The following is a 13,708-nucleotide window of genomic DNA, read 5'->3' on the forward strand; positions in this document are numbered from 1 at the left end:
AAAAGGACTGGAAGCCTGCACCCCAAGGCGAATTCAAGGGCCTTTGCAAGTCCCTGGGGGCAGCGAAGGAAGTGAGCGTGGGGGCTGTCATGCAACCTCCGCCATGCCCAGCGCCGCTTCCATATCGACGGCGACGATGCGCGACACGCCCTGCTCCTGCATGGTCACGCCAATCAGTTGTTCTGCCATTTCCATTGCAATCTTGTTGTGTGAGATGAACAGGAACTGGGTGCCGCTGCTCATCTCCGAAACCAGTTTGGCATAGCGCTCGGTGTTGGCGTCGTCCAGCGGCGCATCGACCTCGTCCAGCAGGCAGAACGGCGCCGGGTTGAGCTGGAAGATGGCGAACACCAGCGCAATCGCCGTCAGCGCCTTCTCGCCGCCCGAGAGCAGGTGGATGGTGCTGTTCTTCTTGCCGGGCGGCTGGGCCATCACTTGCACGCCGGCGTCGAGGATCTCGTCGCCGGTCATCACCAGCTTGGCATTGCCGCCACCGAAAAGGCTGGGGAACATGCGGCCGAAATGCTCGTTGACCTGCTTGAAGGTGGCCGCCAGCAGATCGCGCGTTTCCAGATCGATCTTGTGGATCGCGTCTTCCAGCGTCTGCATCGCCGAGCTGAGGTCGGCGTATTGCGAATCGAGAAAGGTCTTGCGCTCACGGGCGGCGGTCAGCTCGTCCAAGGCGGCCAGATTGACGGCACCCAATGCGGCAATTTCGCGGTTGATGCGATCGATCTCGCCCTGCAGGCCGTAGAGCTTGACGCCGCCCTCCTCGATGCTGCGCGCCAGCGCCTCGAGGTCAACGGCGGCGGCCGTCAGCTGTTCCATGTACTGCGCGCCGCCGAGCTGGGCGGCCTGCTCTTCCAGCTGCAGCTTGGTCAGCCGCTCGCGCAGCGGGTCGAGGCTGCGCTCGAAGCTCAGCCGCTGTTCCTCGGCCTTCTTCAAACGCAGGCTCAAATCGTCGTAGCCGGAGCGCACGGCAGCCAGCTCCTTTTCACGCTCCAGCTTGATCGCCAGCGCATCCTGCAGACCGGCCTGGGCGGCGGTGTCGTTCAGCGTCTCCAGCTCGCGACTGAGGTTCTCGGCCGATTGCTGGTTGACCAGCACCTGCTGCTGGGCCGTTTCGATCGAGCGCTGCAACTCGCCGCGACGGCCCGCCAGGCCGCGCGCACCGAACTGCGCTTCCTGCGCGCGCCGCTCCAGGCCGCGCAGCTGCTCACGCGCCTCGGCCAGGCGGCGCTCGGCGGCGATCACCGCATCGTCCAACTCGGCATGCCTTTCCTGGCAGGTGGCCAGCTGCAGATCGAGCTCTTCAAAGCGGCCCTCGCCGGTCATCCGGCGTTCCTGCAGGTCTTCGGCCTGCGCGTCGATCTCGGCCAGTTCTTCTTCCAGTTGCTGGCGCCGGCTGCTGGCCGCCTCGGCCTGCTGGGTCAGGCGCAGCAGTTCCACATGCAGCTGATGTGCCCGCGTCTGCGTCTCGCTGGCTTCGCGGCGCACACCGGCCAGGCGCTGCGAGGCCTCGGTGTAGGCGGCCTCGGCACGCACCAGCTGGGTCTTGGCATCTTCGGCGATCAGCTGCTGCGCACGCAGTTCGCGGCCGAGGTTTTCGATTTCCTGGGCGCGCGCCAAGAGGCCGGCGGCCTCGGAATCGGGCGCATAGAAGCTCACCGCGAACTGGCTGACGGCATGGCCCTCGCGGGTCATGATCAGCTCGCCATGCGTGAGCTTGGCACGGCCGGCCAGCGCTTCGTCCAGCGAGGCCGCCGTGTAGACGCCTTCCAGCCAGTCGTTCAGCAAGGCCTTCAGGCCGGCGTCGTCAAGCCGCAGCAGCTCGGAGAGCCGCGGCAGCGTTTCGTGGGTGTTCGCGATGCCGGCGGCCGGCGGCGAATAAAAGGCCAGCCGGGCCGGCGGCGCGTCGCTGGCAAAGGCGCGTACGGTTTCCAGCCGGCCGACCTGCAGCGCGCCCATCCGTTCGCGCAAGGAAGCCTCCAGCGCGTTTTCCCAGCCGGGCTCGATATGCAGCCGGGTCCACAGGCCCGCCAGGCCATCCAGCCCGTGCTTGGCCAGCCAGGGCTTGAGCTTGCCCTCGGTCTGCACTTTCTCCTGCAGCGCGCGCAACGCATCGAGCTTGGCGGAGAGATCAGACTGCCGCGCCAGCTGCGCGTTAGCATCCTGCTGCGCATTGCGGCGCGCCTCGTCCAGCTGCGGCACCTGCTCAGACAACTCCTGCAGCCGCGCATCGGCCAGCTCGCGCAGCTCGTCGGCCGCCTCGCTCTGGCGCTTCAGCTCGGCCAGCTTGTCCTGATCGGGCAGCGAGAGGCCCTGCCTTTCGCTGGCCAGGCGTTCGCGCCGGGTGCGCAGCGTGCGCGACTGCTCGTCGATATTGCGGCTCTCGGCGGCCAGCACCTGGATCTGCTGCTGCACCTGCACGACGAGATTGCGCTGCTCATTGGCACGCGCCTGCGCGGCGCGCACGGCATCTTCGCTATTGGGCAGATTGGCCGCCTGCTCCTCGGCCTGGGCGGCCAGGATCTCGCTCTGCTCCTCGGCCTCGGCGATCTTGATCGCGATGTCTTCCAGCTCGGCCTGGGCCTGCTCGGAACGTTCCTGCCATTGCTGGTTCTGCGTCTGCAGCTCCAGCAGCCGTTGCTCGGCGCGCTGGCGGCCTTCGACGACGTAGCGGATGCGTTCCTCCAGCCGGCTTACTTCCAGCTGGGCCTCGGCCATGCGGCCCTGCGAGGCATGCAGCTCGTCGCCGGCGGCGTAGTGGGCCTGGCGTATCGTTTCCAGCTCGGCCTCGACATGGCGCAGCTCGGCCAGCCTCGATTCCAGCGCGTTGGTCGCTTCCAGGTGTTCGGCCTTGACGCGGGCCTGCTCGCCGGTGGCATCGCGGTGCTTCAAGAACCAGAGCTGGTGCAGCTTCAGCGTACCGGCGTCCTGCAGGCCACGATAGGTGGCGGCGACCTCGGCCTGGCGCTCCAAGCGCTCCAGGTTGTTGTTCAGCTCGCGCAGGATGTCGTCGACCCGGGTCAGGTTCTCGCGCGTGTCCTTCAGCCGGTTCTCGGTTTCGCGGCGGCGTTCCTTGTACTTGGAGACCCCGGCGGCCTCCTCGAGGAACATGCGCATCTCTTCCGGCTTGGATTCGATGATGCGGCTGATCGTGCCCTGGCCGATGATGGCGTAGGCGCGCGGCCCGAGGCCGGTGCCCAGGAACACGTCCTGCACATCACGGCGGCGCACCGGCTGGTTGTTGATGAAGTAGCTGCTGGTGCCTTCACGCGTCAGCACCCGCTTGACGGCGATCTCGGTGAACTGGTTCCACTGCCCACCGGCACGGGCATCTTCATTGCTGAACACCAGCTCGACGCTGGCCCGGCTGGCCGGTTTGCGATTGCCCGAGCCGTTGAAGATCACATCCTGCATGGACTCGCCACGCAGCTCGCTGGCCTTGCTCTCGCCCAGCACCCAGCGCACCGCGTCCATGATGTTGGACTTGCCGCAGCCATTGGGGCCGACCACGCCCACCAGCTGCCCGGGCAGCTGGAAATTGGTCGGTTCGGCAAAGGACTTGAAGCCCGAGAGCTTGATCGAGTTCAGGCGCATGGACGGCTAGCGGTGCTCAATGGGGTCTGAAGTCAGCGCTTGATACGCCTCTAAGGCGTTGATTTATTTACAGAAATGCCCCTTCAAAGGGGCACGTCGCGGGGTCGGATGATAACATCGGCCTCCTCCCCAAACCGCGTCTTACCGCCTGTTCAAACTGCCTTTGAAACAGCTGGTCAGCGCACGCATGGACAGACGATGAACAAGAACAGCAAGCCCGCCGCCAAACCTGCCGCTAAGCCCGCTATCAAGGCCGCTACCAAGACCACTGCCAAGCCCCGCAAGGCGAGCCAGCCCGCCGCCGAATTGGCGCCCAAGCAGCGCGAGATGCCGCCCAACCCGCCCTCGCGGCCGAGCAAGGAGCTGCACGCCTTCCCGAACCCGGCGCCGGAGCGCGACTATGTGATCCAGTTCCAGGTGCCCGAGTTCACCTGCCACTGCCCGCTGACCGGCCAGCCCGACTTCGCGCACTTCACCATCGACATGATTGCCGACAAGTACTGCGTCGAGCTGAAGAGCCTGAAGATGTACTTCTGGAGCTACCGCGACGAAGGCGCCTTCCACGAGAAGGTGACCAACACCATCCTGGAAGACATCGTCAAGGTCACCCATCCGCGCTTCATCCGCATCACCGCCAAGTGGTATGTGCGCGGCGGCATCTATACCAACGTCGTCGTCGAACACCGCAAGAAGGGCTGGAAGCCGCAGCCGCGCGTCGATCTGCCGAGCCACGACTTCCAGACTGGCTTGTGACTCCCCCCCTACGCGCTACGCGCGCCCCCTCGAGGGGGCGGCAGCGGCCGACCGGCGGAGCCGGATCGGCGCTGCCTGCTGGGCAATGGCCGTGCCTTTGAGATCGCTGTGGCCATTGCCTGCAGTTCTTTGAATCAGGCCGTCGCCGTGAACTTGCGGCGCAGCCGCATTGATGGCTTCGGCGTGTTTGCGGCCGAAGCGATTGCCGCCGAGGCCTGCATTGGCGGCCTGACGGGCGAGGCGATCACCGTGGCCGAGGCACGCCGTCGCGCCGAGGGGCGGCAGCGGCTGATGCTGGTCGAGATTTCGCCGTCGCGCGCGATTGACGCGACCCGCTCCGACGATGCCATGCGCTTCACCAACCACAGCTGCGCGCCCAATGCGCGCATCCAGGTCGAGCAGGGCGACATCCGCTTCTTCGCGCTGCGCGAAATAGCGCTTGGCGAAGAAATAACCGTTGATTACGGCCTGACACACCACCAAGGGCGGCTGCAATGCCGCTGTGGCGCGGACAATTGCCAGGGTCAGCTCTAAAGCCTTCCATGGATCTTCAATCGCCCCCGGCCACGCCCGCCACACCGCACAACCCGCGGCTCGACAAGCTGCAGCCCTACCCCTTCGAGCGGCTGCGCGCGCTGGCCCGCGACATCAAGCCCAACCCGGCCTACAAGGCCATCAGCCTGGGCATTGGCGAACCCAAGCACGCCGCCCCACAGCTGATCGAGGACGCGCTGTGCGCCAATCTGAAGAGCCTGTCGGCCTACCCGGCCACCGCCGGTGATCCGGCCTTGCGTGAGGCCATCTGCGGCTGGCTGCAACGCCGCTACGGCCTGCAGCTCGACGCGGCCACCCAGGTGCTGCCCGTGAACGGCTCGCGCGAGGCGCTGTTCGCCCTGGCGCAAACGGTGATCGACCCCAGCCGCCCCGGCGCTACCGTCGTCAGCCCCAATCCCTTCTACCAGATCTATGAGGGTGCGGCCCTGCTGGCCGGTGCCGAGATTGTCTTCGTCAATTCCGACCCGGCGCGCAATTTCGCCGCCGACTGGCGCCAGATCGACGAAGCGACCTGGGCGCGCACGCAGCTGGTCTACGTCTGCTCGCCAGGCAACCCGACCGGCGCCGTGATGCCGCTGGCCGAATGGCAGGCGCTGTTCGAGCTGTCCGACCGCTACGGCTTTGTGATTGCCTCGGACGAGTGCTATTCGGAGATCTATTTCCGCGATGAGCCGCCGCTGTCTGGCCTGGAGGCCGCGGCCAAACTCGGTCGCAGCGATTTCCGCCGGCTGATCGCCTTCACCAGCCTGTCCAAGCGCTCCAATGTGCCAGGCCTGCGCTCGGGTTTCGTCGCTGGTGATGCGGCGCTGATCAAGCGCTTCCTGCTCTACCGCACCTACCACGGCAGCGCGATGAGCCCGCTGGTGCAGGCGGCCAGCATCGCGGCCTGGAACGACGAGACCCATGTGCAGGCCAATCGCGAGCAGTACCGCGCCAAGTTCGCCCACGTGACGCCGATGCTGGCCGAGGTGCTGGACGTGGCCCTCCCCGATGCCAGCTTCTACCTCTGGGCCGGCGTGCCCGCCGATGTCTGCGGCGGCGACGATGTGCGCTTCGCGCTGGAGCTGCTGGCGCAGTTCAATGTCGCCGTGCTGCCCGGCAGCCTGCTGGCGCGCCAGGCTCATGGCCTCAATCCCGGCGCCGGCCGGGTGCGCCTGGCCCTGGTGGCCGAGGTGGCCGAATGCGTTGAGGCGGCCGAGCGCATCCAGGCCTTTGTACGTGCCCAGCGCGGCCAACGCTGAGCCGCCCCTAAACCCTCCCACTGGGCCGGCCACGAGCAGGCCCATCGCTGAATCCAACTGAAGAGAGCGCCATGAGCCAAGAACTGCAATCCATCATCGACCAGGCCTGGGAAGGCCGCACGGCGCTGAGCGTCAGCAGCGCGCCCGCCGAGGTCCGCGACGCCGTCGAGCATGTCATCGCCGAACTCGATGCCGGCCGCCTGCGCGTGGCCGAGCGCCAAGGCGTTGGCCAATGGACCGTGCACCAGTGGGTCAAGAAGGCGGTGCTGCTGTCCTTCCGCCTGAACGACAACCAGGTCATGGGTGAAGGCCCGCTGACCTTCTTCGACAAGGTGCCGACCAAGTTCGCCGGCATGAGCGACGAGCAGCTGCGCGCCACCGGCGTGCGCGTGGTGCCGCCCGCGGTGGCCCGCCGCGGCAGCTTCCAGGCCAAGAACGTGGTGCTGATGCCGTCTTACGTGAACATTGGCGCCTATGTCGACGAAGGCGCGATGGTCGACACCTGGGCCACCGTGGGCTCCTGCGCACAGATCGGCAAGAACGTGCACCTGTCCGGCGGTGTCGGCATTGGTGGCGTGCTGGAGCCGCTGCAAGCCAACCCGACCATCATCGAAGACAACTGCTTCATCGGCGCCCGCTCGGAAGTGGTGGAAGGCGTGATCGTCGAGGAGAACTCGGTGATCTCGATGGGTGTCTATATCGGCCAGAGCACGCCGATCTACGACCGCGAAACCGATACCGTCAGCTACGGCCGCGTGCCGGCTGGCTCGGTGGTGATCAGCGGCAGCCTGCCCAAGGCCGATGGCAAGTACAGCCTGTATGCCGCCATCATCGTCAAGAAGGTCGACGCGGGCACGCGGGCCAAGACCAGCATCAACGAACTGCTGCGCGCCTGAAGCTCCCACCCCCTACTGCCTGCGGCAGCCGCGCGGACACCACCCCGTACTGCCTGCGGCAGCCCCCTCAAGGGGGCGAGCGCGACAGACCGGCAGAGCCGGATCTGCGCGCTCTGCTGGGGAATGCTTCAAGCGGTTCGATGGGGTGTTTCAGCGGCGATACTCCGGTGATGTTGAAATCCTTGCTTGAAATCCGGGGAGCTGCGCGATGAGCGGAAACATGGAACGCATCCTGCGCCTGATGGCGGAGAAAGGTGCGTCCGACGTCTATCTCTCGGCCAATATGCCGGTGCTGATCCGCATCAATGGCCAGATGTTGCAGCTGTCCGATCAGTTGCTGACGCCTGGTCAGCCGCGCCAGCTGATCGCCGAGGTGATCGATCCGCCGCAGTTGCAGGAGCTGGATCAGACCGGCGAGCTGAATATGGCCGTGGCGATTCCGCGCGTCGGCAGCTTCCGCCTCTCGGGCTTTCGCCAGCGCGGCAGCGTGGCCGCGGTTTTCCGCCACATTCCCCATGTGATTCCCTCGCTGGAAAGCCTGAACCTGCCGCCGGTGCTGGGCAAGCTGGTGCTGGAGAAGCGAGGATTGATCCTGATGGTGGGCGCCACCGGCACCGGCAAGAGCACGACGCTGGCGGCCATGCTGGAGCAGCGCAATCAGACCCTGCCCGGCCATATCCTGACCATCGAGGACCCGCTGGAATACCTGTTCAGCAACAAGCGCTCGGTGGTCAATCAGCGTGAGATCGGCCGCGACACCGCTTCGCTGCAGGTCGCGCTGAAGAATGCGCTGCGACAGTCGCCGGACTGCATCCTGATCGGCGAAATCCGCGACCGCGAGACGATGACGGCGGCGATCTCCTACGCGCTGTCCGGCCACCTGGTGCTGGCCACGCTGCATGGCAACAACAGCTATCACGCGCTGAACCGCATCCTGTCCTTCTACACACCGGAATCGCGCCCGGCCTTGCTGAACGACCTGGCGGCCGGCCTGAAGGCCATCATCTCGCAGCGCCTGGTCAAGGCCAGCGCGGGTGGCCGTGTGCCGGTCACCGAGGTGATGCTGAACACCAAGCTGATCGCCGAGCTGATCGAGCAAGGCGACTTCGCCGGCGTCAAGGAGGCGATGGAGAAGTCCATCGCCGAAGGCTCGCAGACCTTCGAAGAGCATTTCTCCAAGCTGATCAAGGATGGCGTTATCACCCGCGAGGAAGGGCTGGCCTTTGCCGACTCGCCGACCAATCTGATGTGGCGCCTGCAGAACGAGTCCAATCCGATGTCGCGCCAGCCGCCCAAGAAGGAAGACCCGCACGAGGATCAGGCCAGCTTCACCGAAATCACCCTCGACGTGCGCCCCGAATGAGCACCGATACCTTCGCGCTGCTGGAGCAGCTGATTGCCCGCCCTTCGGTCACGCCGCAGGACGCTGGCTGCCTGGAAATCATCGCCGCACGGCTGGCCCCGCTGGGCTTCGGGCTGGAACGGATGGACAGCGGGCCGGATGATTTCCGCGTCAGCAATCTTTGGGCCATCAAGCGCGGCCGTGAGGCCAATGGCCCGGTGCTGCTGTTCGCCGGCCATACCGATGTGGTGCCGCCCGGCGCGCTCGCCGCCTGGGACTCCGACCCCTTTGTGCCCAGCTACCGCGAGGGCCGGCTCTATGGCCGGGGCGCGGCCGATATGAAGACCTCGGTGGCGGCGATGGTGGTCGCCTGCGAGGCCTTTGTCGCCGCCCATCCCGAACACGCCGGCAGCATCGCCTTCCTGTTGACCAGCGATGAGGAAGGCCCGGCGCGCGATGGCACCGTGGTCTGCTGCGAGCGGCTGAAGTCGCGCGGCCAGCGGCTGGATTTCTGCATCGTCGGCGAGCCGACCTCGGTCGAGCGCCTGGGCGACACCGTCAAGAACGGCCGCCGCGGCAGCCTCTCCGGCAAGCTGCGCGTGCAAGGCGTGCAGGGCCATGTGGCCTACCCTCAGCTGGCCCGAAACCCCATCCATCAATCGGCCGCGGCGCTGGCTGCACTGGCCGCGACGCACTGGGACGATGGCAACACCTACTTCCCGCCCACCACCTTTCAGATCTCCAATATCAAGGCGGGCACCGGCGCCACCAACGTCATCCCCGGCGAGTTGGAGCTGGATTTCAATTTCCGCTTCTCGACCGAATCAACACCCGAGCAACTGAAGGCCCGCGTCCATGCGCTGCTCGATGAGCACGGCCTCAGCTACCAGCTCGACTGGACGCTGGGCGGCGAACCCTTTCTGACGCCGGTGGGCAGCCTGTCGGCAGCCCTCTGCGCGGCCATTGCCGCCGAGACCGGCGTGACGGCCGAGCTGTCGACCACCGGCGGCACCTCGGACGGCCGCTTCATCGCCAAGATCTGCCCGCAGGTGGTCGAGTTCGGCCCGCTCAACGCCAGCATCCACAAGATCAACGAATACGTGCCGATCGATCAGATCGAGCCGCTCACCGCCATCTACCGGCGCACCCTGGAGAATCTGCTGCTGTGAAGCTGATCGCCTGCATAGAACTGCAAGCCGCCCGCCTGTCTGAGGCGGGCGTTTCATTTGGGCATGGCACCGCCACCGCCTTTGACGAAGCCGCCTGGCTCACGCTGTGGAAACTCGGCCTGCCACTTGACAGCCTGGATGAGCACGCCGAGCAAGACCTGACGCCGGCGCAGCAAGCCGAAGTGCAGGCGCTGGTTGGCGAGCGCATCGCCAGCCGCAAGCCGGCCGCCTATCTGACCCGCGAGGCCTGGCTGCAGGGCGTGCCTTTTTACGTTGATGAACGCGCCATCGTGCCGCGCAGCTTCATCGCCGAGCTGATCGCCGATGCCAGCATCGATGCCTGGCTGAGCGGCGCGACGGAACGCGTGCTCGACCTGTGCACCGGCAATGGCAGCCTGGCCGTGCTGGCAGCGATGGCCTGGCCCGACATCCGCGTTGACGCAATCGACCTCAGCGCCGATGCGCTGGCCGTCGCCCGCATCAATGTCGACAAGCACGGCCTGCAGGACCGCATCCGCCTGCTGCAAGGCGACGGCTTGGCGCCTGCGGCCGGCCATCGCTATGACCTGATCTTGTGCAACCCGCCCTATGTGAACAGCGCCTCGATGGCGGCACTGCCGGCCGAATACCGGGCCGAGCCCGAATTGGCGCTGGCCGGTGGCAGCGATGGCATGGACTTCATCCGCAAGCTCCTGGCCGACGCCCCCGCCCATCTGAGCGAGCGTGGCGTGCTGGTGCTGGAGATCGGTAATGAGCGCCCCTATTTCGAAGCCGCCTTCCCGCAGCTGGAAGTGGCCTGGCTGGACACCTCGTCCGGCGAGGACCAGGTTTTATTGATCACTGAAGAAGTACTGAAGAAAGCCCTGCACGCATGATCACGCTGCGCAATATCACGCTGCGACGCGGCACCAAGGTCGTGCTCGACGACGCCAGCGTCACGCTACAACCGGGCGAGAAGGTCGGCCTGGTCGGCCGCAACGGCGCCGGCAAGTCCAGCCTATTCGCACTCCTGGCCAACCGCTTGCAAAGCGACAAGGGTGACGTCGAGATTCCGCGCCAGTGGACGATGGCCGAGGTCGCGCAGAACATGCCCGAAACCGATATGCCGGCCACCGATTTCGTGCTCGAAGGCGACACCCGGCTGATGGCCGCACAGCAAGCCCTGGCCGCCGCCGAGGCCGCCGAGGACGGCCACGCCATGGCCGACGCCCATGGCCTGCTGATGGACGCCGGCGTGTTTGATGCCCGCCCGCGCGCGCAGGCACTGCTGATGGGCCTGGGCTTCACCGGCGCGCAGGTCGATGCCCCCGTTAACAGCTTCTCCGGCGGCTGGCGCATGCGCCTGCAGCTGGCCCGCGCGCTGATGTGCCCGGCCGATCTGATGCTGCTTGACGAACCGACCAACCACCTGGATTTGGACGCCCTGGTCTGGCTGGAAGCCTGGTTGCAGCGCTATGAAGGCACGCTGATCATCATCAGCCACGATCGCGAATTCTTGGACGCCATCACCAAGGTGACCCTGCATCTGGACGAGGCCAAGCTGCACCGCTATGGCGGCAACTACACCGCCTTCGAGGCCATGCGCGCCGAACGGATGGTGCTGCAGCAGGCGGCGTTCGAGAAGCAGCAGGACCGCATGGCCCATCTGCAGAAGTTCATCGACCGCTTCAAGGCCAAGGCCAGCAAGGCCAAGCAGGCGCAGAGCCGGGTCAAGGCGCTGGAGCGGATGGAAAAGCTGGCACCCGTGCTCACCGCCTCCGACTTCAGCTTCGAGTTCCGCGAGCCCGTAAGCCTCCCCAATCCGATGCTGATGTTCGACGAAGTCGCTTGCGGCTACATGGTGCCCCGAACCTCCGAGTACGGAGGCCCGCCCCCCGAGGGGGCTGGCGGCAGCGCCTTGGGGCGGCCCGGCGCCGCTGCCGCTGACACCGACCTAGTCGAGAAGATCATCGTCCGCGGCATCGACCGCTCGGTGCTGGCCGGCCAGCGCATTGGCATCCTGGGCGCCAATGGCCAGGGCAAGTCGACCGTTGTGAAGACGGTGGCGCGGATGCAGCGCGCGATGGCCGGCAAGATCACCGAAGGCAAGGGCCTGACCATCGGCTATTTCGCGCAGCAGGAAATGGACGTGCTGCGCCCCGATGAAGGGCCGCTGTCGCATATGGTGCGGCTGGCCAAGGAGGTCAGCCCCTCGGCGCGAGAGCAGGAGCTGCGTGACTTCCTGGGCCAGTTCCGCTTTGTTGGCGATATGGTCAACCAGGCCGTCGGCAGCCTCTCCGGCGGTGAGAAGGCGCGGCTGGTGCTGGCCATGCTGGTCTGGCAGCGCCCCAACCTGCTGCTGCTCGATGAGCCGACCAACCACCTGGACCTGCAGACCCGCGAAGCGCTCTCCATGGCGCTGAACGAGTTCGAAGGCACGGTGATGCTGGTCAGCCACGACCGCGCGCTGCTACGCGAGGTTTGCGACGAGTTCTGGCTGGTGACGCGCGGCGGTGTCGGCCCCTTCGACGGCGATCTGGACGACTACCAGCGCTGGCTGTTGGAGCAGTCCCGCGAGGCCGCCAAACTGGCCAAGGAAGCGGCTCGCGAGGCGGCCAAGGGGGCGAGCAAGGAAGCCGGCAAGGACGCTGGCAAGGACGCGGCCAAGACAGCCCCTGCCCCGGCTCCAGCGGCTGCGCCAAGCAATAGCGGGGGCCGCGAGGATCGCAAGGCCAGCGGCCAGGCGCGCCAGAAGCTGGCCGAACAGACCCGGCCGTTGCGCAAGGAAATGGAGTCCATCGACAAGCGGCTCAACACCCTGGCCGATGAGCGCACCTCTATCGAAGGCCAGCTCGCCGCCGGCACGGCCACGCCGGCGCAGATCGCCGAGCTGGGCCGCCGCCTGAAGGCGATTCACGACGAGCTCGAAAGCGCCGAGCTGCGCTGGTTGGAGCTGAGCGCCGAGATCGACGCGCTGCACGCGGCGGCAGCTTGATGCCCGTGAGCTGATCCGCCGCTGACGGCAGGATCAGCTCCGGACCCTCAGCTAAACAACAGCGCCGCCAGCGTGAGCGCCGCCGGCAGCGCCTGCACGAACAGGATGCGGCGGTTGGCCGTCGCCGCGCCATAGAGGCCGGCCACCAGCACGCAGGCGGCGAAGAACAGCTCGACCGGTCGCCCTGCAGCGCCCAGGCTCAGCCCCCAGAAGAGGCCGGCGGCAAGAAAACCGTTGTACAGGCCCTGATTGGCCGCCAGCACCTTGCTGGCCTCGGCAAATTCGGCCGTGGTACCGAAGGCACGCCGCCCGCGTTTGCTGGTCCACTGAAACATCTCCAGCCACATGATGTAGACGTGCAGCAGGCCCAAGAGGGCGACCAATACCTTGGCAATCAAATCCATCTCAGCTGTCTCCTTGTGAAGCGATCCGTGGGCCGGGCACAGCCCAGCCACACCAACATCCAGACGCTGCGCTGACCGTGCCTCAAGCGTTCGGCCAACACCCACACCCGCATCCAACTCCGCATCGACGCGCAATTTGCGTCGACTGCAGCCAGCGGCGTGCCCCGTCTGTTCTTAGCAGAATCCGCCCGCTCGCGTAAAAACCATTTCAATTGTGCGCAATTTAATTGCGGACTACATTATTACCCATGCCACGCAAACAAGCCGCCTCCAGCAACAGCATTGGCCTCAGCAGCCAGCAAGCCGCCCATGACTGGCTGCAGCTGGACCAGCAGCTCTGCTTTGCGCTCTACGCCAGTTCCCTGGCCATGACCAAGCTGTACAAGCCGCTTCTGGCACCGCTGGGCCTGACCTATCCGCAGTACCTGGTGATGCTCGTGCTTTGGGAGCAGGATGGCATCAGCGTTTCTACCCTGGGCCAACGTCTTTCGCTGGATTCCGGCACCTTGACGCCGCTGCTCAAGCGGCTGGAGGCCGCCGAGTTGATCAGCCGCCAACGCAGCGAGGAAGACGAACGTCGCGTTCATGTCCACCTCAGCAGCGCCGGCAAGAAGCTGCGCCAGCGCGCGCTGGGCATTCCAAAGCAGCTGGCCTGCGCCAGCGCCTGCACCCTGGATGAACTGAGTTCCCTCACCGCCCGTCTGCATCAGCTGCGTGAGCAGCTGGCAAGCGGTGCATCCGACTGACCCTTTCCCTGTCCACACTGGAGAC

The 13,708-nt window shown here is 66.1% G+C and carries 11 protein-coding genes; 9 read left to right on the forward strand and 2 right to left on the reverse strand.

The genetic code is table 11. From position 1 onward, the window contains the following. Positions 1-87: 87 nt before the first annotated feature. Complete coding sequence (smc, locus tag RQP53_RS05740; protein ID WP_315649277.1) at positions 88-3,603, reverse strand: chromosome segregation protein SMC; 3,516 nt, start codon at positions 3,601-3,603, stop codon at positions 88-90. Positions 3,604-3,930: 327 nt separating this feature from the next. Here smc and queF point away from each other — a divergent pair, with 327 nt between their 5' ends. The 8 genes from queF (at position 3,931) to RQP53_RS05780 (ending at position 12,533) form a co-directional block, all read left to right on the forward strand. After that, positions 3,931-4,356, forward strand: coding sequence for a preQ(1) synthase (gene queF, locus RQP53_RS05745; protein WP_315649878.1), 426 nt, complete (start codon positions 3,931-3,933; stop codon positions 4,354-4,356). A 147-nt stretch (positions 4,357-4,503) separates the two neighbouring features. Further along, complete coding sequence (locus RQP53_RS05750) at positions 4,504-4,890, forward strand: SET domain-containing protein (RefSeq protein WP_315649278.1); 387 nt, start codon at positions 4,504-4,506, stop codon at positions 4,888-4,890. 8 nt (positions 4,891-4,898) lie between these two features. Then, complete coding sequence (dapC, locus tag RQP53_RS05755; protein WP_315649279.1) at positions 4,899-6,152, forward strand: succinyldiaminopimelate transaminase; 1,254 nt, start codon at positions 4,899-4,901, stop codon at positions 6,150-6,152. A 71-nt stretch (positions 6,153-6,223) separates the two neighbouring features. Beyond that, positions 6,224-7,048, forward strand: coding sequence for a 2,3,4,5-tetrahydropyridine-2,6-dicarboxylate N-succinyltransferase (gene dapD / locus RQP53_RS05760; RefSeq protein ID WP_315649280.1), 825 nt, complete (start codon positions 6,224-6,226; stop codon positions 7,046-7,048). A 208-nt stretch (positions 7,049-7,256) separates the two neighbouring features. Beyond that, positions 7,257-8,411, forward strand: coding sequence for a PilT/PilU family type 4a pilus ATPase (locus tag RQP53_RS05765; RefSeq protein ID WP_315649281.1), 1,155 nt, complete (start codon positions 7,257-7,259; stop codon positions 8,409-8,411). After that, positions 8,408-9,559: a succinyl-diaminopimelate desuccinylase gene (gene dapE / locus RQP53_RS05770; RefSeq protein ID WP_315649282.1), complete on the forward strand. Its 1,152-nt coding sequence runs from the start codon at positions 8,408-8,410 to the stop codon at positions 9,557-9,559. Before RQP53_RS05765 ends, dapE begins: the two co-directional genes overlap by 4 nt. Next, the gene (prmB, locus tag RQP53_RS05775; RefSeq protein WP_315649283.1) at positions 9,556-10,434 is read left to right on the forward strand and encodes a 50S ribosomal protein L3 N(5)-glutamine methyltransferase; all 879 of its coding nucleotides are present in this window, start codon (positions 9,556-9,558) and stop codon (positions 10,432-10,434) included. Before dapE ends, prmB begins: the two co-directional genes overlap by 4 nt. Beyond that, positions 10,431-12,533 carry an ATP-binding cassette domain-containing protein gene (locus tag RQP53_RS05780; RefSeq protein WP_315649284.1) on the forward strand — a complete coding sequence of 701 codons (2,103 nt, stop codon included), beginning with the start codon at positions 10,431-10,433 and terminating at the stop codon, positions 12,531-12,533. The genes prmB and RQP53_RS05780 overlap by 4 nt, the downstream gene beginning before the upstream one ends. Positions 12,534-12,580: 47 nt before the next feature. Here RQP53_RS05780 and RQP53_RS05785 read toward each other — a convergent pair whose 3' ends face one another. Continuing rightward, a complete protein-coding gene (locus RQP53_RS05785) occupies positions 12,581-12,937 on the reverse strand; it encodes a DUF1304 domain-containing protein (protein WP_315649285.1) in 357 nt (118 codons plus the stop codon). Positions 12,938-13,185: 248 nt separating this feature from the next. Between RQP53_RS05785 and RQP53_RS05790 the strand changes: the two genes are divergently transcribed. Next, entirely contained in the window at positions 13,186-13,683 is a 498-nt protein-coding gene (locus RQP53_RS05790; protein WP_315649286.1) for a MarR family winged helix-turn-helix transcriptional regulator, read from the forward strand. Positions 13,684-13,708: the final 25 nt, after the last annotated feature.

The organism is Roseateles aquae, assembly GCF_032337115.1.
GTDB lineage: Bacteria > Pseudomonadota > Gammaproteobacteria > Burkholderiales > Burkholderiaceae_C > Roseateles_C > Roseateles_C aquae.

Bases quoted from the DNA above. Each gene is read 5' to 3' on its own strand.
- smc (WP_315649277.1), bottom strand. From the start codon at position 3,603: ATGCGCCTGAACTCGATCAAGCTCTCGGGCTTCAAGTCCTTTGCCGAA.
- queF (WP_315649878.1), top strand. From the start codon at position 3,931: ATGCCGCCCAACCCGCCCTCGCGGCCGAGCAAGGAGCTGCACGCCTTC.
- dapC (WP_315649279.1), top strand. From the start codon at position 4,899: ATGGATCTTCAATCGCCCCCGGCCACGCCCGCCACACCGCACAACCCG.
- dapD (WP_315649280.1), top strand. From the start codon at position 6,224: ATGAGCCAAGAACTGCAATCCATCATCGACCAGGCCTGGGAAGGCCGC.
- RQP53_RS05765 (WP_315649281.1), top strand. From the start codon at position 7,257: ATGAGCGGAAACATGGAACGCATCCTGCGCCTGATGGCGGAGAAAGGT.
- dapE (WP_315649282.1), top strand. From the start codon at position 8,408: ATGAGCACCGATACCTTCGCGCTGCTGGAGCAGCTGATTGCCCGCCCT.
- RQP53_RS05780 (WP_315649284.1), top strand. From the start codon at position 10,431: ATGATCACGCTGCGCAATATCACGCTGCGACGCGGCACCAAGGTCGTG.
- RQP53_RS05785 (WP_315649285.1), bottom strand. From the start codon at position 12,937: ATGGATTTGATTGCCAAGGTATTGGTCGCCCTCTTGGGCCTGCTGCAC.
- RQP53_RS05790 (WP_315649286.1), top strand. From the start codon at position 13,186: ATGCCACGCAAACAAGCCGCCTCCAGCAACAGCATTGGCCTCAGCAGC.